Source organism: Pseudomonas gregormendelii, from assembly GCF_017114825.1.
Taxonomy (GTDB): Bacteria; Pseudomonadota; Gammaproteobacteria; order Pseudomonadales; family Pseudomonadaceae; genus Aquipseudomonas; species Aquipseudomonas gregormendelii.
Genome location: NZ_JADEVO010000026.1, coordinates 1 through 21,137 on the forward strand (window position 1 = coordinate 1; position 21,137 = coordinate 21,137).

Annotated in this window: 22 protein-coding genes; 18 read left to right on the plus strand and 4 right to left on the minus strand. The window is 59.1% G+C overall.

All coding sequences use genetic code 11. The features are described 5' to 3' along the window. Positions 1 to 50: 50 nt before the first annotated feature. The gene (locus IMW75_RS17770; RefSeq protein ID WP_045059349.1) at positions 51 to 392 is read right to left on the minus strand and encodes a zinc ribbon domain-containing protein YjdM; all 342 of its coding nucleotides are present in this window, start codon (positions 390 to 392) and stop codon (positions 51 to 53) included. Positions 393 to 557: 165 nt separating this feature from the next. Continuing rightward, positions 558 to 1,526, minus strand: a complete 969-nt coding sequence (locus tag IMW75_RS17775) for a polyprenyl synthetase family protein (RefSeq protein ID WP_045059350.1) — start codon at positions 1,524 to 1,526, stop codon at positions 558 to 560. A 240-nt stretch (positions 1,527 to 1,766) separates the two neighbouring features. Between IMW75_RS17775 and rplU the strand changes: the two genes are divergently transcribed. The 5 genes from rplU to IMW75_RS17800 all read left to right on the plus strand — a co-directional run bounded on the left by rplU (position 1,767) and on the right by IMW75_RS17800 (position 5,517). Beyond that, on the plus strand, positions 1,767 to 2,081 hold the full coding sequence (gene rplU, locus IMW75_RS17780) for a 50S ribosomal protein L21 (protein ID WP_003176051.1): 315 nt from the start codon (positions 1,767 to 1,769) through the stop codon (positions 2,079 to 2,081). Positions 2,082 to 2,115: 34 nt separating this feature from the next. Beyond that, positions 2,116 to 2,373: a 50S ribosomal protein L27 gene (gene rpmA / locus IMW75_RS17785; RefSeq protein ID WP_003176049.1), complete on the plus strand. Its 258-nt coding sequence runs from the start codon at positions 2,116 to 2,118 to the stop codon at positions 2,371 to 2,373. 193 nt (positions 2,374 to 2,566) lie between these two features. Continuing rightward, positions 2,567 to 3,790 (plus strand): Obg family GTPase CgtA, encoded by a 1,224-nt coding sequence (gene cgtA, locus IMW75_RS17790; RefSeq protein WP_045059351.1) that lies wholly within the window; start codon positions 2,567 to 2,569, stop codon positions 3,788 to 3,790. Positions 3,791 to 3,927: 137 nt separating this feature from the next. After that, on the plus strand, positions 3,928 to 5,046 hold the full coding sequence (proB, locus tag IMW75_RS17795) for a glutamate 5-kinase (RefSeq protein ID WP_045059352.1): 1,119 nt from the start codon (positions 3,928 to 3,930) through the stop codon (positions 5,044 to 5,046). Positions 5,047 to 5,058: 12 nt separating this feature from the next. Then, complete coding sequence (locus IMW75_RS17800) at positions 5,059 to 5,517, plus strand: CreA family protein (protein WP_045059353.1); 459 nt, start codon at positions 5,059 to 5,061, stop codon at positions 5,515 to 5,517. A gap of 171 nt (positions 5,518 to 5,688) precedes the next feature. On the opposite strand, the gene rpsT is transcribed toward IMW75_RS17800, so the two are convergent. Next, positions 5,689 to 5,967, minus strand: coding sequence for a 30S ribosomal protein S20 (gene rpsT, locus IMW75_RS17805; protein WP_008154937.1), 279 nt, complete (start codon positions 5,965 to 5,967; stop codon positions 5,689 to 5,691). Positions 5,968 to 6,219: 252 nt separating this feature from the next. On the opposite strand from rpsT, the gene murJ reads away from it, so the two are divergent. The 6 genes from murJ to ispH all read left to right on the plus strand — a co-directional run bounded on the left by murJ (position 6,220) and on the right by ispH (position 13,698). Beyond that, positions 6,220 to 7,758, plus strand: coding sequence for a murein biosynthesis integral membrane protein MurJ (murJ, locus tag IMW75_RS17810; RefSeq protein ID WP_205893362.1), 1,539 nt, complete (start codon positions 6,220 to 6,222; stop codon positions 7,756 to 7,758). A 121-nt stretch (positions 7,759 to 7,879) separates the two neighbouring features. Next, positions 7,880 to 8,830 carry a bifunctional riboflavin kinase/FAD synthetase gene (gene ribF, locus IMW75_RS17815; protein ID WP_205893363.1) on the plus strand — a complete coding sequence of 317 codons (951 nt, stop codon included), beginning with the start codon at positions 7,880 to 7,882 and terminating at the stop codon, positions 8,828 to 8,830. Further along, on the plus strand, positions 8,831 to 11,662 hold the full coding sequence (gene ileS, locus IMW75_RS17820) for an isoleucine--tRNA ligase (RefSeq protein WP_205893364.1): 2,832 nt from the start codon (positions 8,831 to 8,833) through the stop codon (positions 11,660 to 11,662). It begins immediately after the preceding gene. Beyond that, positions 11,655 to 12,167 (plus strand): signal peptidase II, encoded by a 513-nt coding sequence (lspA, locus tag IMW75_RS17825; protein ID WP_045059357.1) that lies wholly within the window; start codon positions 11,655 to 11,657, stop codon positions 12,165 to 12,167. Before ileS ends, lspA begins: the two co-directional genes overlap by 8 nt. Then, complete coding sequence (fkpB, locus tag IMW75_RS17830; protein ID WP_414704654.1) at positions 12,160 to 12,612, plus strand: FKBP-type peptidyl-prolyl cis-trans isomerase; 453 nt, start codon at positions 12,160 to 12,162, stop codon at positions 12,610 to 12,612. The genes lspA and fkpB overlap by 8 nt, the downstream gene beginning before the upstream one ends. A 138-nt stretch (positions 12,613 to 12,750) precedes the next feature. Continuing rightward, complete coding sequence (gene ispH, locus IMW75_RS17835; RefSeq protein WP_045059418.1) at positions 12,751 to 13,698, plus strand: 4-hydroxy-3-methylbut-2-enyl diphosphate reductase; 948 nt, start codon at positions 12,751 to 12,753, stop codon at positions 13,696 to 13,698. Here ispH and IMW75_RS17840 read toward each other — a convergent pair. Further along, positions 13,675 to 14,217, minus strand: coding sequence for a GspH/FimT family pseudopilin (locus IMW75_RS17840; protein WP_045059419.1), 543 nt, complete (start codon positions 14,215 to 14,217; stop codon positions 13,675 to 13,677). The genes ispH and IMW75_RS17840 overlap by 24 nt on opposite strands. Positions 14,218 to 14,345: 128 nt before the next feature. Here IMW75_RS17840 and IMW75_RS17845 point away from each other — a divergent pair, with 128 nt between their 5' ends. The 7 genes from IMW75_RS17845 to thiO are packed head-to-tail and all read left to right on the plus strand — an operon-like array spanning position 14,346 to position 21,136. Further along, positions 14,346 to 14,813, plus strand: coding sequence for a GspH/FimT family pseudopilin (locus IMW75_RS17845; RefSeq protein ID WP_205893365.1), 468 nt, complete (start codon positions 14,346 to 14,348; stop codon positions 14,811 to 14,813). Then, a complete protein-coding gene (gene pilV, locus IMW75_RS17850) occupies positions 14,810 to 15,256 on the plus strand; it encodes a type IV pilus modification protein PilV (RefSeq protein ID WP_045059360.1) in 447 nt (148 codons plus the stop codon). The genes IMW75_RS17845 and pilV overlap by 4 nt, the downstream gene beginning before the upstream one ends. Beyond that, positions 15,253 to 15,966, plus strand: coding sequence for a PilW family protein (locus tag IMW75_RS17855; RefSeq protein ID WP_205893366.1), 714 nt, complete (start codon positions 15,253 to 15,255; stop codon positions 15,964 to 15,966). Before pilV ends, IMW75_RS17855 begins: the two co-directional genes overlap by 4 nt. Positions 15,967 to 15,977: 11 nt before the next feature. After that, positions 15,978 to 16,460 carry a pilus assembly PilX family protein gene (locus IMW75_RS17860; protein ID WP_205893367.1) on the plus strand — a complete coding sequence of 161 codons (483 nt, stop codon included), beginning with the start codon at positions 15,978 to 15,980 and terminating at the stop codon, positions 16,458 to 16,460. After that, positions 16,447 to 19,563: a pilus assembly protein gene (locus tag IMW75_RS17865; protein WP_205893368.1), complete on the plus strand. Its 3,117-nt coding sequence runs from the start codon at positions 16,447 to 16,449 to the stop codon at positions 19,561 to 19,563. Before IMW75_RS17860 ends, IMW75_RS17865 begins: the two co-directional genes overlap by 14 nt. Before the next feature lie 14 nt (positions 19,564 to 19,577). Then, positions 19,578 to 19,982, plus strand: a complete 405-nt coding sequence (locus IMW75_RS17870; protein ID WP_045059364.1) for a type IV pilin protein — start codon at positions 19,578 to 19,580, stop codon at positions 19,980 to 19,982. Between the two features lie 53 nt (positions 19,983 to 20,035). Next, positions 20,036 to 21,136, plus strand: coding sequence for a glycine oxidase ThiO (gene thiO / locus IMW75_RS17875; RefSeq protein ID WP_045059365.1), 1,101 nt, complete (start codon positions 20,036 to 20,038; stop codon positions 21,134 to 21,136). Position 21,137: the final 1 nt, after the last annotated feature.

The window sequence follows — 21,137 nt, forward strand, 5'->3', positions numbered from 1 at the left end:
GGGGGGGGGGGCGCCATCCGGCGCAGAGCGCAGGATGGGCTACAGCAGGATCAGACTTTTCTGACGAACTCGGATTTGAGTTTCATCGGGCCAATGCCGTCGATCTTGCAATCGATATCGTGGTCGCCATCGCACAGGCGGATGTTCTTGACCTTGGTGCCGACCTTGACCACCAGCGAAGTGCCCTTGACCTTGAGGTCCTTGATCACGGTGATGGTATCGCCGTCCTGCAGGACGTTGCCGACCGAATCTTTCTTTACGGTGTCATCGGCCGCCACTTCGATTTCGCCGCCAGTCGACCACTCGTGGGCACACTCAGGGCAGATCAGCTGCGCGCCGTCTTCGTAGGTGTATTCGGAATTGCATTTCGGGCAGGGTGGCAACGTGCTCACTAGGGCTCCTTGGATTGAGGATCGCTAAAAGTCGCACATTATATAGGGTTTTGTTCGAAGAGGGTGTCATGGCAAAAGATCGCAGCCTTCGGCAGCTCCTACAGGGTTTTGTGTACACCTGTAGGAGCTGCCGAAGGCTGCGATCTTTTGATTTTGCGTTTGCCTTTAATGCGTGCGGGCTACCGCAAACTCGCTCAGCTCAACCAATGCATCGCGGTATTCGCTGGCTGGCAGCGCCTCGAGGCATTTGATCGCGCGGGCTACGTAGTCCCGTGCCAGTTGCGCTGTGTATTCCAGCGAGCCTGACGCCTCCACTGCTTCTCGGATGCTTTCCAGGTCTTCGATACCGCCTTTCTGGATCGCCTTGCGTACCAGGGCCGCCTGTTCCGGCGTACCTTCGCGCATGGTGTAGATCAGCGGCAGGGTCGGCTTGCCTTCAGCGAGGTCGTCGCCGACGTTCTTGCCCAGGGTCTCGGCATCGCCCTTGTAGTCGAGCAGGTCGTCGACCAGCTGGAAGGCAACCCCCAGGTGATCACCGAAAGTGCGCAGGGCTTCGCTCTGCTCCGGTGTCGCACCTGCCAGGGCCGCAGCGCTGTGGGTCGAGGCCTCGAAGAGCATGGCGGTCTTGCCGCGGATGACTTCCATGTAGGTTTCTTCGGTGGTGCTGGCGTCGCGGACCTTCGACAGCTGCAACACTTCGCCTTCGGCGATGATGCGGGTCGCTTGCGAAAGGATTTTCATCACCGGCATGGAGCCCAGTTCGACCATCATTTCGAAGGAGCGCGAATACAGGAAGTCGCCCACCAGTACGCTCGGGGCGTTGCCCCACATGGCGTTGGCGGTCGAGCGGCCACGACGCATGCCGGACATGTCGACCACGTCGTCGTGCAGCAGGGTGGCGGTGTGCAGGAACTCGATGGTCGCGGCCAGCAGACGCATGTCATCGCCTTCGCGGCCGAGGGCCTTGCCACACAGCAACACTAATAAGGGCCGCAGGCGTTTGCCGCCAGCCGAGGTAATGTAATCGCCGATTTTCGATACCAGCGGCACTCGGGAAGTCAGCTGCTTCTTGATGATGCCGTCGACGGCGCTAAAATCGTCCGCCACCGCGCGGTAGAAAGCTTGGGGTTGCATCAGCGACAGTTGCTCCAGAAGGGTTGCGCGGCATGCTAGGACCCACGTCGGCGGGTGTCAAGGCACGATGGACGGCCTCTTGCATCAGCCCGGCAGCTTGCGTACAATCGCGCACCCTGAACTTCCTGGGCAGCACCTGCCTTACGCAATTGCAATAGGGCCTTCCAGCCCAATGCAGCCATGCCAGCCAATACCTCTTCTTATAAAGAGCTGGGTGAGCAGGATTATCGGAGAAATACCATGTCTTATGCAGTAATCGTTACTGGTGGCAAGCAGTACAAAGTTGCTCCAGGTGAATACCTGAAGATCGAAAAACTGGAAATCGCTACCGGCGAATCCGTTACTTTTGATCGCGTTCTGTTGGTTGCCAATGGCGACGACGTGAATATCGGCGCTCCAGTTGTTGCTGGCGCTACCGTTGTGGCTGAAGTGATCTCCCAAGGTCGTCACGATAAAGTCCGTATCATCAAGTTCCGTCGTCGTAAGCACCACATGAAGCGTATGGGCCACCGCCAGTGGTACACCGAGATCAAAATCACCGGTATTCAGGCTTAATTTCAGCCTAATTCCTCACTAGGAGAATTGACTCATGGCACACAAAAAAGCTGGTGGTAGTACCCGTAACGGTCGCGACTCAGAAGCCAAACGCCTTGGCGTGAAGATGTATGGCGGCCAGAAAATCATTCCGGGCAACATCATCGTGCGTCAGCGCGGCACCCAATTCCACGCCGGTTATGGCGTTGGCATGGGTAAGGATCACACCCTCTTCGCGAAAATCGAAGGCGTGATCAAGTTTGAAGTAAAGGGCGCTTTCAACCGCCGTTACGTGAGCGTTGTCGCCGCTTAATTGCGCGATCGCTGGAAAAGCCCTGTCTCGCGACGGGGCTTTTTCGTTTGTGGGGTGAGTCTCTTGCAAAGCTGTTTGTAATGAGCTCCAGCGCTGGATTTGCGGTCGTTGATTGAGGTCGCTGCGCTCATTTTTGCAAGAGTCTTATGTCTGGATTTTTTCGGCTCGTCCGCATGACGAGAGGCGTTTTGTTATGAAGTTTGTTGATGAAGTATCGATTCGAGTAAAGGCCGGTGACGGCGGCAACGGTTGCATGAGCTTCCGTCGCGAAAAATTCATTGAGAATGGTGGTCCTAACGGCGGTGACGGTGGTGATGGCGGCTCGGTCTACATGGTCGCCGACGAAAACCTCAATACCCTGGTGGACTACCGCTACACCCGCCACTTCGATGCTGAGCGTGGCTCCAACGGTGGCAGCACCGACTGCACCGGCAAGAAAGGTGAAGAGTTGGTGCTGCGCGTTCCGGTAGGCACGACGGTTATCGATTCGGCGACCCAGGAAGTCATTGGCGACCTGACCAAGGCTGGCCAGAAACTGCTGGTGGCTCATGGTGGCTGGCACGGTCTGGGTAACACCCGTTTCAAATCCAGTACCAACCGTGCTCCGCGCCAGACCACTCCGGGCAAGCCGGGTGAGGCACGTGACCTGAAGCTGGAGATGAAGGTGTTGGCTGACGTGGGCCTGCTGGGTCTGCCGAATGCTGGCAAAAGTACTTTCATCCGCTCGGTTTCGGCCGCCAAGCCGAAAGTCGCCGACTACCCGTTCACCACGCTGGTACCGAACCTGGGTGTGGTCAGTGTCGATCGCTGGAAAAGTTTTGTGGTTGCGGACATTCCCGGTCTGATCGAAGGTGCTTCCGACGGTGCTGGCCTTGGGATTCGCTTCCTCAAGCACTTGTCGCGTACCCGTCTGCTGCTGCATCTCGTGGACATGGCGCCGCTGGATGACGCCAGTGCTCCGGATGCTGCTGAAGTGATCGTCAGCGAGCTGACCAAATTCAGCCCGTCCCTGGCGGAGCGTGATCGCTGGCTGGTGCTGAACAAGTGCGACCAGATTCTTGAAGAAGAGCATGATGAGCGCGTCAAGGAGATCGTTGATCGCCTGGAGTGGACGGGTCCGGTTTACGTGATTTCCGCCATTTCCAAGCTGGGCACCGAGCGCCTTTGCCATGACATCATGCGTTACATGGAAGATCGTGCAGATCGTCTGGCCAATGATCCAGCCTACAAGGAAGAGCTGGCCGAGCTCGATCAGCGCATCGAAGACGAAGCCCGTGCCCAGCTGCAGGCTCTGGATGACCAGCGTGCCCTGCGTCGCAGCGGCGTGAAGTCGGTCCATGACATCGGTGACGATGATTGGGACGAAGAAGACGTGGATGATGAAGACGGTCCGGAAATCATTTACGTGCGTGACTGATCTGTTGCTATAAACTTGAACGCCGCTCAATCGAGCGGCGTTTTAGTATCTGGAAATCGATTGTTGGTCACGAATAACCACGAATAACGTCACGGGCAGTGCCAGGTCGCGCTGTCCTCAAGCTAAGGTTGAAGATGATGCGGAGCAAGGTGACAGGTGCGCAGCGTTGGGTCGTGAAGATCGGCAGCGCTTTGCTGACGGCGGATGGCAAGGGCCTGGATCGCGCGGCAATGGGTGTCTGGGTCGAGCAGATGGTGGCTTTGCATGAGGCTGGTGTTGAGCTGGTGCTGGTGTCCTCAGGGGCGGTGGCAGCGGGGATGAGTCGCTTGGGCTGGAACGTACGACCCAGTGCCATGCACGAGCTCCAGGCGGCGGCTGCCATCGGTCAGATGGGCCTGGTGCAGGCGTGGGAGTCGAGTTTCGCCGAGCATGGCAGGCACACCGCGCAGATCCTCCTGACCCACGACGACCTGTCCGACCGCAAGCGCTACCTCAACGCCCGCAGTACCTTGCGTGCATTGGTCGAGCTGAAAGTCATCCCGGTGATCAATGAAAACGACACCGTGGTCACTGATGAAATCCGTTTCGGCGACAACGACACCCTGGCGGCGCTGGTGGCCAATCTGGTCGAGGCTGATCTGCTGGTGATCCTGACTGATCGCGACGGTATGTTCGACGCTGATCCGCGCAACAACCCCGATGCCAACCTTATCTACGAGGCGCGGGCCGATGATCCGGCGCTGGATGCGGTTGCTGGCGGCACGGGTGGTGCCCTGGGTCGTGGCGGCATGCAAACCAAGTTGCGTGCCGCACGACTGGCCGCGCGCTCTGGTGCTCACACTATCATTGTTGGTGGGCGTATCGAGCGCGTGCTGGATCGTCTGAAGGCGGGCGAGCGCATTGGCACGTTGTTGTCACCTGAGCGCGGCATGCTGGCGGCGCGCAAGCAGTGGCTGGCCGGGCATCTGCAAACCCGTGGCACCCTGGTGCTGGACGCGGGTGCGGTGACCGCTTTGTCCCAGGGCAACAAGAGTTTGCTGCCGGTGGGTGTCAAGCGGGTGCAGGGCAGTTTCCGGCGAGGCGAAATGGTGGTGTGCGTAGCGCCGGATGGTCGTGAGATCGCCCGCGGCCTGGCCAACTACAGCGCGCTGGAGGCACAAAAAATCATTGGTCAGTCGTCTGAGGCGATTGTCGGTCTGTTGGGTTACATGGCGGAGCCGGAGCTGGTTCACCGCGATAACCTGATTCTGGTCTGAGGGAATATTCGAATGCGTGTGGCAAAAGGATTGTTGGGTCTGCTGTTGGCGATGCCGCTGCTGGCCTCGGCCGAAGAGATTGGCCAGGTGTCGACGGTGTTCAAGATCGTCGGCCCGAACGACCGCATCGTCGTCGAGGCGTTTGATGATCCGAAGGTTGAGGGCGTGACTTGCTACCTGTCGCGCGCCAAGACTGGCGGAGTGAAGGGTGGGCTGGGATTGGCGGAGGATCGCGCTGAGGCGTCTATCGCCTGCCGCCAGGTCGGGCCGATCAGCTTCAAGGGTGAGTTGAAGGATGGCGATGAGGTGTTCAAGGAGCGCACCTCGCTGGTATTCAAGACCATGCAGGTGGTGCGCTTTCTCGACAAGAAGCGCAATACCCTGGTGTACTTGGTCTATAGCGATCGCTTGATCGAAGGCAGTCCGCAGAATGCGGTGACGGCTATCCCGATCCTGCCGTGGGCCCAGTAGGGGCGAGCTTGCTCGCGAAAAACCAGAGCGCGCCGCGTACATTCAGGCGGCGCACGTAATAGTTGACGACCTTCGCGAGCAAGCTCGCTCCTGCAGTTTTTTTTGCGCTCCCATCAAATCGCAGGCAATAAAAAACCGACCCTGAGGTCGGTTTTTCAACAAGCTTATCGCTTAAGCGGCAACAGCAAGGTTCAGAGCCTTGACGTGACCGTTCAGGCGGCTCTTATGACGAGCAGCCTTGTTCTTGTGGATGATGCCTTTATCGGCCATACGGTCGATAACTGGCACGGCCAGAACGTAAGCAGCTTGAGCTTTTTCAGCGTCTTTTGCGTCGATGGCCTTAACTACATTCTTGATGTAGGTACGAACCATGGAACGCAGGCTGGCGTTGTGGCTGCGACGCTTCTCAGCCTGTTTTGCACGTTTTTTGGCGGAAGGTGTGTTGGCCACCGTCGAGCTCCTCGAAAGACTTTTTAGGAAATAGCAAACAAAATAGGCCGCGAATCATGCCGATGAGTTGATGTCTTGTCAAGGGCGGTTGAAACGTTCCGCTAAGTGGTAGGTATAAAGAGGCGGGATATTTATTTCCGGCGCTTGACCTGTAAACTCGCGAGCTTTGGCTCTGTGCTGCTGCGGCGCGGAGTATCGCATAAGTAGGCGCTTTGTTCGCCTGCTGTTTATCGACAGGCACAAACTCTTTCAATGAATCTGCTCAAATCGTTGGCCGCCGTCAGCTCTATCACAATGGTTTCCCGGGTTCTGGGATTCGTTCGTGACACGCTTATCGCACGCACATTCGGCGCCGGAATGGCGACTGATGCCTTCTTTATCGCGTTCAAGCTGCCCAATCTGCTGCGCCGGATCTTCGCCGAGGGCGCGTTTTCCCAGGCTTTCGTGCCGATTCTTGCCGAATACAAAAGCCAGAAGGGGGAGGAGGCCACCCGCACGTTCATTGCCTACGTTTCGGGCCTGCTGACCCTGGTGCTGTCGCTGGTTACGGCCTTGGGTATGCTCGCCGCGCCCTGGGTTATCTGGGCGACGGCCCCCGGTTTCACCGACACCCCGGAAAAATTCGAGCTCACCACCAGCCTTTTGCGGGTGACGTTCCCCTATATTCTGCTCATCTCTTTGTCGTCGCTGGCCGGCGCGATTCTCAATACCTACAACCGTTTCTCGGTGCCGGCTTTCGTACCGACGCTGCTCAATGTCAGCATGATCATCTTTGCGGTGTTCCTCACGCCGTACTTCGATCCGCCGGTCATGGCGCTCGGCTGGGCAGTGCTGGTCGGTGGCCTGGCGCAGTTGCTGTATCAACTGCCGCACCTGAAAAAGATCGGCATGCTCGTGCTGCCGCGCCTGAGCCTGCGCGATACGGGCGTGTGGCGGGTGATGAAGCAGATGTTGCCGGCAATCCTGGGGGTGTCGGTGAGCCAGATCTCGCTGATCATCAACACGATCTTCGCCTCGTTCCTGGTGGCCGGTTCGGTGTCCTGGATGTATTACGCCGACCGCTTGATGGAGTTGCCATCCGGTGTGCTGGGCGTGGCGCTGGGCACGATTTTGCTGCCAACCCTGGCCAAGACATACGCCAGCAAGGACCGCCAGGAGTATTCGCGGATTCTCGATTGGGGCCTGCGCCTGTGCTTCGTGCTGGTGCTGCCGTGCTCCCTGGCGCTGGGTATCCTCGCCGAGCCGTTGACCGTGTCGTTGTTCCAATATGGCCAGTTCACGGCGTTTGATGCGTCCATGACCCAGCGCGCCCTGATCGCCTATTCCGTCGGTCTAATGGGCATTATTGTGATCAAGGTGCTGGCGCCGGGCTTTTATGCGCAACAAAACATCCGTACCCCGGTGAAAATCGCGATTTTTACCCTGATCATCACGCAGTTGTTCAACCTGGTGCTGATCGGGCCGTTGGCGCATGCCGGACTGGCCCTGGCCATCAGCGCCGGCGCCTGCATCAACGCCGGCCTGCTGTTTTACCAGCTGCGCAAGCAGCAGATGTATCAGCCGCAACCTGGTTGGGGGACGTTCGCCCTGAAGCTGGTAGTGGCCGTGCTGGTCATGTCTGCCGTGTTGCTGGCGGGCATGCATTTCATGCCGGTCTGGGATCAGGGACATATGCTGGAACGCTTCCTGCGCCTGGGGGCGTTGGTCGCCGCCGGTGTCATCGCTTATTTCGGCATGTTGTTTGTACTGGGCTTCCGTTTGCGCGACTTCAACCGCAGGGCGCTCAGCTGAGGACGCAAGAACAGGGGCGAGCCGGTGTTTTGGTCGGCTTGATGACTTTGGTTACGGTGTTGCCTGTCGTCGGCCGCCGGGTGTGGTTATAATCGACCACTTTATGAGCAAGAAGCGCGTTATGCAGCTGGTTCGAGGCCTCCACAACCTGCGCCCCCAGCATCGGGGCTGTGTCGCCACTATTGGCAACTTTGACGGTGTTCACCGTGGCCACCAGGCAATCCTGGCGAGGCTGCGTGAGCGTGCGCTCGAGTTGGGCGTGCCCAGCTGCGTGGTGATTTTCGAGCCGCAGCCCAGGGAGTTTTTCGCCCCGGACACGGCCCCGGCCCGTCTGGCCCGGCTGCGGGACAAACTGCAGCTGTTGGCCGACGAAGGCGTCGACCGGGTCCTGTGCCTGGCCTTTAACCAGCGGCTGAGCAAGCTCAGCGCCAGCGAGTTCGTCGAAACCATCCTGGTGGACGGGCTTGGCGTGCAGCACCTGGAGGTCGGCGATGATTTCCGGTTTGGCTGTGATCGCATCGGCGATTTCGAATTCCTGCAGCAAGCCGGGCTGGTTCACGGTTTTACCGTCGAGGCGGCACAAACCGTGGAGCTTGAAGGTATTCGCGTCAGCAGCACCCAGGTTCGCAATGCGCTGGCCGCCGCCGATTTCGCCCTGGCTGAACGGCTGCTCGGCCGGCCGTTCCGTATCGCCGGGCGGGTCTTGCACGGCCAGAAGCTGGCGCGCCAACTGGGTACGCCCACGGCCAACATTCAGCTCAAGCGTCGTCGTGTTCCATTGACCGGGGTGTACCTGGTCAATGTCGATATCGACGGCAAGACCTGGCCCGGCGTCGCCAATATCGGTGTGCGCCCCACGGTCCAGGGGGATGGCAAAGCCCATCTCGAGGTTCATCTTTTAGATTTTGCCGGCGATCTGTATGACCGGCGTTTGACGGTGGTCTTCCACCACAAGCTGCGTGAAGAGCAGCGTTTCGCCTCTCTGGAGGCGCTTAAGACGGCAATCAATGCGGATGTTGCCGCCGCCCGTGCCCTGTCGCACCTAGCGCCAATCGCTAATGAAGAGCCTTAAATGACCGACTATAAAGCCACGCTAAACCTTCCGGACACCGCCTTCCCAATGAAGGCCGGCCTGCCTCAGCGCGAACCGCAAATTCTGCAGCGCTGGGACAGCATTGGCCTGTACGGTAAGTTGCGCGAGATTGGCAAGGATCGTCCGAAGTTCGTGCTTCACGACGGTCCTCCGTACGCCAACGGCACGATTCACATCGGTCATGCGCTGAACAAGATTCTCAAGGACATGATCATCCGCTCGAAGACCCTGTCGGGCTTCGACGCGCCATACGTTCCGGGCTGGGACTGCCATGGCCTGCCGATCGAGCACAAAGTCGAAGTGACCCACGGCAAGAACCTGGGCGCGGACAAGACCCGCGAACTGTGCCGTGCCTACGCCACCGAGCAGATCGAAGGCCAGAAGTCCGAATTCATCCGTCTGGGCGTGCTGGGCGACTTCGCCAACCCGTACAAGACCATGGATTTCAAGAACGAGGCCGGTGAAATCCGCGCCCTCGCTGAAATCGTCAAGGGCGGCTTCGTGTTCAAGGGCTTGAAGCCTGTGAACTGGTGCTTCGACTGCGGTTCGGCCCTGGCCGAAGCGGAAGTCGAGTACGAGAACAAAAAGTCGTCGACCATCGATGTGGCGTTCCCGATTGCCGATGAAGCCAGGCTGGCTGCCGCTTTCGGTCTGCCATCGTTGGGCAAGCCGGCTTCGATCGTGATCTGGACCACCACCCCGTGGACCATCCCGGCCAACCAGGCGCTTAACGTTCACCCGGAATTCAACTACGCCCTGGTCGACGTCGGCGACAAGCTGCTGGTGCTGGCTGAAGAGCTGGTCGAGTCGTGCCTGGCCCGCTACAGCCTGGAAGGTTCGGTCATTGCGACCACCACCGGTAAAGAACTGGAACTGATCAACTTCCGTCACCCGTTCTACGATCGCCTGTCGCCCGTTTACCTGGCCGAGTACGTGGAACTGGGCGCTGGCACCGGCGTGGTTCACTCCGCCCCGGCCTACGGCGTGGACGACTTCGTGACCTGCAAGAAATACGGCATGGTCAACGACGACATCCTCAACCCGGTTCAGAGCAACGGCGTGTACGTTCCGGCGCTGGAATTCTTCGGCGGCCAGTTCATCTGGAAGGCCAATCCGGCAATCGTCGACAAGCTGACCGAAGTCGGTGCGCTGCTGCATACCACCATCATCGAACACAGCTACATGCACTGCTGGCGGCACAAGACCCCGCTGATCTACCGCGCTACCGCGCAGTGGTTCATCGGCATGGACAAAGAGCCAGTGACCGGCGACACCCTGCGCAAGCGGGCGATCAAGGCCATCGAGGAAACAAAGTTCGTTCCGGCCTGGGGCCAGGCGCGCCTTCACTCGATGATCGCCAACCGTCCGGACTGGTGCATCTCCCGCCAGCGCAACTGGGGCGTGCCGATACCGTTCTTCCTGAACAAGGAAAGCGGCGAGCTGCACCCACGGACTGCCGAGCTGATGGAAGAAGTCGCCAAGCGCGTCGAAGTCGAAGGTATCGAAGCCTGGTTCAAGATGGACGCTGCCGAGTTGCTCGGTGATGAAGCGCCGCAGTACGACAAGATCAGCGACACCCTCGACGTCTGGTTCGATTCGGGCACCACGCACTGGCACGTCCTGCGCGGTTCGCACCCGATGGGCCACGAGAGCGGCCCGCGTGCCGACCTGTATCTGGAAGGCTCGGACCAACACCGTGGCTGGTTCCACTCGTCGCTGCTGACCGGTTGCGCCATCGACAATCACGCGCCGTACCGCGAGCTGCTGACCCATGGCTTCACCGTCGACGAGTCCGGTCGCAAGATGTCCAAATCCCTGGGCAACGTGATCGCGCCGCAAAAGGTCAACGACACCCTGGGCGCCGACATCATGCGCCTGTGGGTGGCTTCCACCGATTACTCGGGTGAAATGGCGGTTTCCGAGCAGATCCTGCAACGCAGTGCGGACGCCTACCGGCGCATCCGTAACACCGCGCGCTTCCTGCTTTCCAACCTGACCGGTTTCAACCCGGCCACCGACATCCTCCCGGCCGAAGACATGCTGGCGCTGGACCGTTGGGCCGTGGACCGTACCTTGCTGCTGCAACGCGAGCTGCAAGAGCATTACGGCGAATACCGTTTCTGGAACGTCTACTCCAAGATCCACAACTTCTGCGTGCAGGAGCTGGGCGGTTTCTACCTCGACATCATCAAGGACCGCCAGTACACCACTGGCGCCAACAGCAAGGCCCGTCGTTCGGCGCAAACCGCGCTGTACCACATCTCCGAAGCGCTGGTGCGCTGGATCGCGCCGATCCTCGCGTTCACCGCCGACGAACTGTGGGAATACCTGCCGGGCGAGCGCAACGAATCGGTGATGCTCAACACCTGGTACGAAGGCCTGACCGAGCTGCCGGACAACGTCGAACTGGGTCGCGCCTACTGGGAGCGGATCATGGCGGTGAAGGTGGCGGTCAACAAGGAAATGGAAATCCAGCGTGCGGCCAAGGCCGTCGGTGGCAACCTGCAGGCCGAAGTGACCCTGTTTGCCGAAGACGCGCTGAGCGCAGACCTGGCCCAACTGAGCAACGAACTGCGCTTCGTCCTGATCACCTCGACCGCCAGCGTGGCGCCTTTTGTCCAGGCCCCGGCGGACGCGGTAGTCACCGAAGTCAGTGGCCTGAAACTGAAGATCGTCAAGTCCGCCTTCGCCAAGTGCGCCCGTTGCTGGCACTGCCGCGAAGACGTCGGCGTGAACCCGGAGCATCCGGAAATCTGTGGCCGTTGCGTTGATAACATCAGCGGCGCTGGCGAGGTTCGTCACTATGCCTAACGCCGTTGGCCGTTTCGGACGGCTGGGCTGGCTGTGGTTGAGCTTGCTGGTCCTGGTGATTGACCAGGCCAGCAAGTTCTACTTCGAAGGCTCCCTGAGCATGTACCAGCAAATCGTGGTGATCCCTGATTACTTCAGCTGGACCCTGGCCTACAACACTGGCGCGGCGTTCAGCTTCCTGGCTGATAGCTCCGGCTGGCAGCGCTGGTTGTTTGCCCTGATCGCTATCGTGGTCAGTGCAGTGCTGGTCGTGTGGCTCAAGCGTCTGGGACGCAACGAGACCTGGCTGGCAGTCGCCCTGGCACTGGTGCTGGGTGGCGCGTTGGGCAATTTGTATGACCGCATTGCTTATGGCCATGTGATCGATTTCATCCTGGTGCACTGGCAGAACCGCTGGTACTTCCCTGCATTCAATTTCGCCGACAGTGCCATCACTGTCGGTGCCGTGATGCTGGCGCTGGATATGTTCAAAAGTAAAAAGACCGGAGAAGCCGTTCATGACTGAGCACGTATTGGCTGAGCAACGCATCCGCCAGAACACCGAAGTCACTTTGCACTTCGCCCTGCGCCTGGAGAACGGCGACACCGTCGACAGCACCTTCGACAAAGCCCCGGCGACCTTCAAGGTGGGCGATGGCAATTTGTTGCCGGGTTTTGAAGCGGCGCTGTTCGGCTTCAAGGCCGGTGACAAGCGCACGCTGTCGATTGCACCGGAAAACGCGTTTGGCCAGCCAAACCCGCAGAATGTGCAGGTCATCCCGCGCTCGCAGTTCCAGGACATGGACCTGTCGCCAGGTTTGCTGGTGATCTTCAACGATGCGGCCAATACCGAACTGCCAGGCGTGGTAAAAGAGTTTGATGACGAGCAGGTGACCATCGACTTCAATCACCCGCTGTCGGGCAAGACCTTGACCTTTGACGTCGAGATCATCAGCGTCGTATCGCTGTAACTAACAAATCGGCTTTCTGTAGGAGCGAGCTTGCTCGCGATGGTCGTCAACGATAACGCTTACATCCTGGATGTACGCGGTGCCTGCTCGTTTTTCGCGAGCAAGCTCGCTCCTACAGGGCAAGACACGAGGCACAGCATGCAAATCAAACTCGCCAACCCCCGTGGCTTCTGCGCCGGTGTGGACCGTGCGATTGAAATCGTCAATCGCGCCCTGGAAGTCTTCGGGCCACCGATCTACGTGCGCCATGAAGTTGTCCACAACAAATTCGTGGTCGAAGACCTGCGCGCCCGCGGAGCCATCTTCGTCGAGGAACTCGAACAGGTGCCCGACGACGTCATCGTGATCTTCAGTGCCCACGGCGTATCCCAGGCTGTGCGTACCGAAGCCGCCGGCCGTGGCCTGAAAGTGTTCGATGCCACTTGTCCGCTGGTGACCAAGGTTCACATCGAAGTGGCGCGTTATAGCCGCGACGGTCGTGAGTGCATTCTGATTGGCCACGCCGGGCACCCGGAAGTCGAAGGCACCATGGGCCAGTATGACGGCACGAATGGGGGCGCGATCTACCTGGTCGAAGACGAAGAAGACGTCGCGAACTTGCAGGTGCGTGATCCCGGGAAGCTTGCATTCGTGACCCAGACCACCTTGTCCATGGACGATACCAGCCGGGTCATCGATGCCCTGCGAGCGCGTTTCCCGGCGATCGGTGGTCCGCGCAAGGACGATATCTGCTACGCGACGCAAAACCGCCAGGATGCAGTCAAACAACTGGCCGATGAGTGCGACGTGGTGTTGGTCGTGGGCAGCCCGAACAGCTCCAACTCCAATCGCTTGCGTGAACTGGCTGAACGCATGGCCACTCCGGCCTATCTGATCGACGGCGCCGAGGACCTGCAAAAAAGCTGGTTCGACGGCGTTCAGCGGATCGGCATCACCGCAGGCGCTTCGGCACCGGAAGTGCTGGTGCGCGGTGTGATCCAGCAGTTGGAGGCGTGGGGCGCTACCGGTGCCGACGAATTGGCAGGTCGTGAGGAGAATGTGACGTTCTCCATGCCCAAGGAATTACGCGTCCGCTCCTTGCTCTGAATCTTCTGCGCCGACGCAGAGGGCCTGTTGCAGCTTGTTGCTGCGAAGGCTGACTCGACCGGTTGAGGCCAGTACCACCTGATACTGGCTGACCGGCTCGCGTGACGCGCACACATGCAACGTCCCCGCTTGAAAGCCGCCTTGCAGCGGTTCGCCAAGATGGCTGAACCGTATCGCGCTTTTGACATTCTTGTTGCCGACCACCTTTGTACCTGCGCTACCCTGACGTTCGACCAGCAGTGGATTGCTGCTGTCTTCATAGCCCTGGCTGCTGGCATCGACAATGATTCGCCATCCCTGGCTCCAATCGCCGTTAATACCGTGGATCATGATCGTCTGGCTGCGGGTGATTGCCTCGCTTCGCGCGCTGCGCAAGCCACCGACCAGCGACTTCGCCGCCTCTTCGCGATAAATTGACTCGGTGAGCGTCGCGTACACCGGGGTGACCAACGCCAGAACAATCCCGGCGATCGTCAGTCCCATAAGCAATTCGACCAGGCTGAAGCCTCGCTGATGCATGTCATTGCGTCCCTGGAGTGTGATCATGCGCATTCCCTGCGCGAGTGAAGGCAAAACAACCGAACATCTTGCGGCTGAATGTTCTAGCGTGTAGCAGCAGGTATAGCCGACGGCAACGGAGGGCACTGATGGATCGTGGTACAAAAGGTTTCACGCTGATCGAGTTGCTGGTTGCACTGGCCATTTTTCTGATCCTGATCACCATGGCCGTGCCGGCGTTTACCAGTTCAGTGCAACGTACCAAGGCCGACACCGAGGTTGGGGACCTGCGACGGGCCCTGAGTTACGCGAGGCTGGAGGCGATTGACCGAGGCATTACCACTCAGGTTCTTCCGAAAGGCGGCGCATGGACCGGCGAATTGACGGTTTCCGACATTTCCAGCTCGCCAGCCAATGTATTGCGGGTTGTTCCTGCAATGAGCAGCGGGGCGAGTCTGGCGCTAACCTCTGGAGTGACCGCCATCAGTTTCAATAACCTGGGCGGGCTGGCGGCACCTGCTACTGCAGTGGCGATCACTTATGCGCTGGGGGCACAGAGCCGAACGCTGAATGTGTGTTTGAACGGACGTATTCTATTGGGTGGAAACTGCGGATGAGGCAAGGGAGCAAGCGTGCCCAGGAGGGCATGACGCTGATCGAGGTGCTGGTTGCAGTGTTGATTCTGACCGTGGGGCTATTGGGCGCAGCGGCGATTCAGCTCAATGCCCTGAAATACACCGACAGTTCGCGGATGACCAGCCAGGCGAGCTTCATTGCCTACGACATGATGGACCGCATTCGCGCCAACTCCGGTGCCGATTATACGATCACGCCCCCGACCTCGGGCAACCTGAGCGTGGCCCGGGATCAGGACCTTTTCGACTTCACCGGCAACATCGCCAGCGCCTTGGGTGCCACTGCCACGGGTACCATTGCCTTGAGCCAACGGGTGTACACCATCACGATCACCTGGGATGACTCACGCGCCGCCAATACCAACACTCGCCGCAGTTTTGTATTAACCAGTCGCGCCACCGTCGACCCGGTATCAACGCCATGAATCGCGCTCAAAAAGGTTTTGGCCTGATCGAGCTATTGATCGCCCTCGCTTTGAGCCTGGTGGTTGTCCTGGGCGTGGCGCAGATTTTTATCGCCGCCAAGAACACTTACGTCAGTCAGAACAACGCCTCCAACATGCAGGAAGACGCCCGGTTCGTGCTGGGCAAAATGATTCAGGAAATTCGCATGGTCGGCATGTTCGGTTGCCTCGGGATCATCACTGATTCCAGTTCTGCGAGCGACTTCAGTGCCAGCCAGATCACGCCCATCAGCTGGGACAGCACCAACCTCAAGCTCACGCTGGTGACTGGCGATGTCGGCGTAAATGGTGGAGCGCCCACCTGGACAGTGATTTCCGATTGTCGAAACAGCGCCACGGCCTACAGTCAGGCGAAGGCCCCGGTCGCGGGGCAGTTGGCGTTTCCGATCCGGCGACTTGTCTACAGCCTGAAAAACGGACAGCTGACGATGGGCGTACATGGTGGTACGCCCACCCAATTCGTACTGGTGGACAATGTCAGTGCCTTCGACGTCAGCTTCGGCCTCGCCAGCTCTGCCAGCGAAGTGGCCGCTTCCAGCTACAGCAGTAACCCCTCTGATCCGGCGCGTATTCGCAGCGTGCGCCTGACGTTGACCCTTACCGACCCTGAAAAAAGGGTGCGTGATCAAACCTTCAACGTGGTTGCCGCCTTGCGCAATCGCCTGCAATGAGAGAGGGGCCGATGAGTATTCCTGATGCGGTTCCTCGCTCCCAGCGCGGTATGGCGCTGTTGGTCAGCCTGGTATTTCTGCTACTGCTGACGCTGATTGGTCTTTCCTCGATGCAGAGCGCCACCCTGCAGGAAAAAATGGCCACCAGCGTGTCGTTGCGCAATCAGTCGTTCCAGAATGCAGAAGCGGCATTACGCATGGGCGAAAATGCGGTGCAACTGTCCACCTATACCTTGGCCGTGTGCAGTGGGACCATCCAGTGTGCGCCGCCCGCAGAGTCCACCTTGATGACTGGCGCCGGGTTCAATACGACGTCAGGAGTGACCTGGATCGCCGCCGGCAGTGGCTTCTACGGAGTACAGAACATCGGAACCACGCTGAATGCAGTCAATGTGCCGAGCAACACCTCTGCGACGCTGTACCGGGTAACGGCAGTGGCCATCGTGGGCAACAACGTGCGCAGTGTGGTGGAGAGCATCTATGCCAAGTATTGATAGGCGCTGCGGAGTGTGGAAGTTATTGATAGGCGTCGTGCTGGGTTTTTATCTGGCGGCTCCGACCTACGCTTTCACACCCTCGGAATCGCCGCTGCTGAGTGCGGCAGCCGTCTCTCCTAACCTCGTGCTGCTGATCGATGATTCGGGCAGCATGAACAACATCATTTGGGCTGCTGGTTTCAAACCAACGGACAGTTACCCGCAAATCGCCAACTGCAGCTCCAACTCATCTTGTTTCAGCGGGCAGGGTCTGGACATGAGCGATACCAATATCGCCTTGTCCAGCCTCAATCGCGGAGGCTGCTCCACCAACGGCAACTGGTACGGTTTTTATCGGGGGTTCTTGGGGCAGTCCTCGATATGTCTGAAACTCCCCGACCCAGTGGGCAAAGAAAATACGCGGTATACGGCTAACTACCTGTCTTACCTGGTGAATCAGGCAAATGGTTCGAACAGGGACTACACCACGGGCACTGGTGCGATTCCCAATGATTACCGCATGAGTGTTGCGCAGGATGTTTCCACGACGCTGGTCACCAGTAATCGTTCGTTGCGCATAGGCCTGGCGACATTCAACCCGCCTACCGGCAATAACTCAGGGCCGGGCGGTTTTATCGCCCGCGCTGTCAGTGACCTTTCTCCGGTCAGTGGCAGCGTCACCCAGGTCCAGGCCGACAGCAACTACAACGCCTTGATTTCCTCGATCAACGGTTTGAGTGCAATCGCCAACACCCCCTTGGCAGAAACCTATTACGAAATCACACGGTATATGCGCGGCATGGCGCCTTACTACAACTCGACGCCGACGACCTACACCAGCCCGATCCAGTATCGCTGCCAGAAAAACTACGGAGTGGTTGTCACCGACGGCCTGCCGACGTTTGACCGGACCTTCCCGACCAACGATCCGCTCGGTGGCGCACGTCTACCAAACTGGGACGGCAACAGCGCCAACGATGGTGACAACCTCAACGGTGATGGCGAGGGCGACACGCTGTACCTGGATGACATTGCCAAATTCGCCTTCGACATCGACATGCGCAGTACCGGTACGGACGCCAGCGGCAAAAACTGGAACGTGGATTTTCCCGTCCAGAACATGAACACCTACACCGTTGGTTTCACCGCCGCGAACCAGATGTTATCGAGCGCCGCGACCAACGGTCAGGGCAAGTACTATCAGGCGACCGACAGCACCGGGCTCAATATCGCGCTGGCATCTGCTTTGAGCGACATCACCTCGAAAGCCGGTTCAGGGGGAGGCGGTACCACGAGCGGCCCGATAGTCGGAGTGGGTTCCGCTTTTTACCAGACCACCTACGACCCCAAGGACTGGCGCGGCACCATCAAATCATTTGCATTCACCGCCACAGGCCAGGTGAATTCGGCCTCAGCGCTTTGGAGCACTGACACCACCATCGTACCCGGCGCGACGGCGCCGATTTACCAGTCCTGGCAAAGCGAAAGCAATACGGCCATCACCCTTGCTTACGACAATTTCTCGCCCGTGCAGAAGACCGTTCTGAGTCAGGGGCTACCCAACGGAATCACGGCCACCGATTTGGTGGAGTGGAGCAAAGGCTCCAACAAGACCGGCTTGAGGATGCGCAGTGCCTTGCTTGGCGACATTATCAACTCACCCTTGGTACTGGCGTCGCGAACAGACCAAACTGCGGCTGATGTGGTGAATGACCCCAGCTACAGCATCTATTTGGCGCTCAAAGCAAAAAGCATGAACACCAATCTGGTGGTCAACGCCAACGATGGTTTTGTCAGCGTCATCAACCCTGGCAACGGTACCAGACGCTACGCCTACATGCCCTCCAGTGTGTTGCCATCGTTGCGCACCATCGCCGACACCAACTACATCAACGGCGTCGGCCACAAGTTTCTGGTCGATGGCCAGGTCGCCGTTTTCGACGCCCAGCTGGAGAAAGTCTGGAAAACCCTGGCGGTCGGTGGGACAGGCGCGGGTGGCAAAACGTTCTACGCGCTTCAGCTGTTTGACCCTTCCCCCAGTAACGCGATCCAGGCGCTTTGGGAGATCAGTGCTCCAGTGCCGGCAAATCCTGCGAACGTTTTCAATGATCTGGGTTATGCCTACGCGCGTCCGGAAGTTGCACGCTTGGACGACGGTCGTTGGGCTGCGTTCATTTCTAACGGCTATGGCAGCAGTTCGGGTGTGGCGGCGTTGTACGTGGTGGATCTGCGAAAAGGTTCATTGATCAAGAAAATCGTCGTGGATAGTAAGGAGACCACCAACGGTCTGTCCTCGGTGAAGCTCAAGGTCAACTCGCAGAATGTGGTACAGGCTGCTTATGGCGGGGATCTGAAGGGACGGCTATGGAAGTTCGATTTGAGCTCCACCCGTACGGACGACTGGGGCGTGGCGTTTTCCGGCAAGCCCTTATTCACGGCTCCGGGCGGTGTAACACAGCCGATTACCGCGCAGCCGTTGCTGGCTGACCATTCCCTGGGCGGCAAAGTGGTATTTTTCGGCACCGGCAAATTCAACGAGACCGCCGACAAGACCAACAAGGATCTGCAGGCGTTTTATGCGGTGTGGGACGCGGACGGAGGCTCGGGCCAGATCACTACGGCCAGTTTGCAGGCTCAGTCGGTAACCGGTACGTTCTCGGGAAGTTCGGGGCAGTTCATCACTACCACTCAGAACGCAGTGACCTATCCAGCGGAGAAGGGTTGGTATCTGCCACTGGTTTACAACACTGCGTTGACCGGCGAGCGGGTGATCAATCAGGCCGTCCTGTCGCTGGGGCGAATCTTCTTTACCACTGCCAGTGTGGACACCACGGACCCATGCGCCAGTTTCGGCACCGGCAAGCTGGTCGTGCTGGATGCGTTCAGCGGTAAGATGCTCAACTATGCGGTGCTCGATACCAATAATGATGGTGTAGTCAACAGCAGTGACACGATAACCAGCGGCGTAGTGTTTGCCGGAGGTATTGCGACGCTAAACGGTATCGTCAATGGAGGTACGATGGCCGTAGTGAGCAAATCCGATGGCAACTCCGAATCATTCCCACTAGGTGGCGGCAGCGGCGGAGGCAGCCGGCGCATCATGTGGCGACAAATTCAGTAAGCGAGAGTGCAGGCATGCGTAGATCGAACCGCGGTTTTACCCTGATCGAGATCATGATCGTGATTGCGATCATCGGTATCGTCATCACCATTGGCTATCCGAGCCTGACCGAATATGTAAAAAAGGGCCGCCGGGCTGAAGTGGCAGGTTTGCTCTCCGAGCAGGCGCAGATACTCGAGCGGTTCTATTCCAACTCGAAAACCAGTGTGTACACCGGCGCGACCTTGAGCGCGGGCAACGACTACTACACCATCGTGCCCACCCTGGCCGATCAGACTTTCAAACTGACGGCCACCCGGAAAGTCGGTTCGGCGATGGCCACTGACAAGTGTGGGGATTTCACGATTACCAACACCGGCGCCAGAGGCATGGAAAATGCCGCAGCCGGGCTGACCACCAAGGATTGCTGGGGGCGCTGAGTTTTTTTCGGGTGCGTTTTGTGCCCCTGTCTATCTAATGGTTGGATCAGAACATGACCAGGCAACAGCACGTGGTGATCGTCGGCGGCGGAGTGATTGGCCTGCTGACGGCATTCAATCTCGCCTCTGAAGTACAAAGCGTTGTACTGCTGGATCGATCAAATGTGGGCCAGGAAGCGTCCTGGGCCGGTGGCGGTATCGTTTCGCCGCTGTACCCGTGGCGTTATAGCCCGGCGGTTACCGCGCTGGCGCACTGGTCACAGGATTTTTATCCACAACTTGGCGCGCGCCTGTTCGCGGCCACTGGTGTGGACCCCGAAGTGCACACCACCGGCCTGTACTGGCTGGACCTGGACGATGAAGCCGAAGCGCTGGCCTGGGCGCTACGCGAACACCGGCCGCTGCGGGCGGTTGACCTCTCGGCGGTGCATGATGCCGTGCCTGTGCTCGGGCCGGGGTTTTCCCGGGCGATCTACATGGCTGATGTCGCCAACGTGCGCAATCCGCGGCTGGTGAAGTCCCTCAAGGCTGCGTTGCTGGCATTGCCGAATGTGACTGTTCATGAGCAGTGCGAGGTGCGCGAGTTCATTCGTGAAGGCGAGCAGGTGGTGGGCGTGCGGACTTCGGCGGGCGCGATTGCGGCTGACCAGGTGGTACTGACTGCGGGGGCGTGGAGCGGGGATCTGCTCAAGACCCTCGGGCTTGAGCTGCCGGTGGAGCCGGTGAAAGGCCAGATGATTTTGTACAAATGCGCTGCCGATTTTTTGCCGAGCATGGTGCTGGCCAAGGGGCGATACGCGATTCCTCGCCGCGATGGGCATATTCTGATCGGCAGTACGCTGGAGCACGAGGGCTTCGACAAGACGCCGACCGAGACGGCGCTGCAGAGCCTGAAAGCTTCAGCGGTGGAGTTGATTCCGGCATTGGCGGACGCTGAAGTCGTCGGGCATTGGGCTGGATTGCGTCCGGGTTCACCGGAGGGTATTCCGTACATTGGCCAGGTGCCCGGGTTCGAGGGGCTGTGGCTCAATTGCGGACATTATCGCAACGGCCTGGTACTGGCGCCGGCGTCGTGTCAGTTGTTTGCGGATGTGATGCTGGGGCGCGAGCCGATCATTGATCCGGCGCCCTATGCGCCAACCGGGCGGCTCTGAC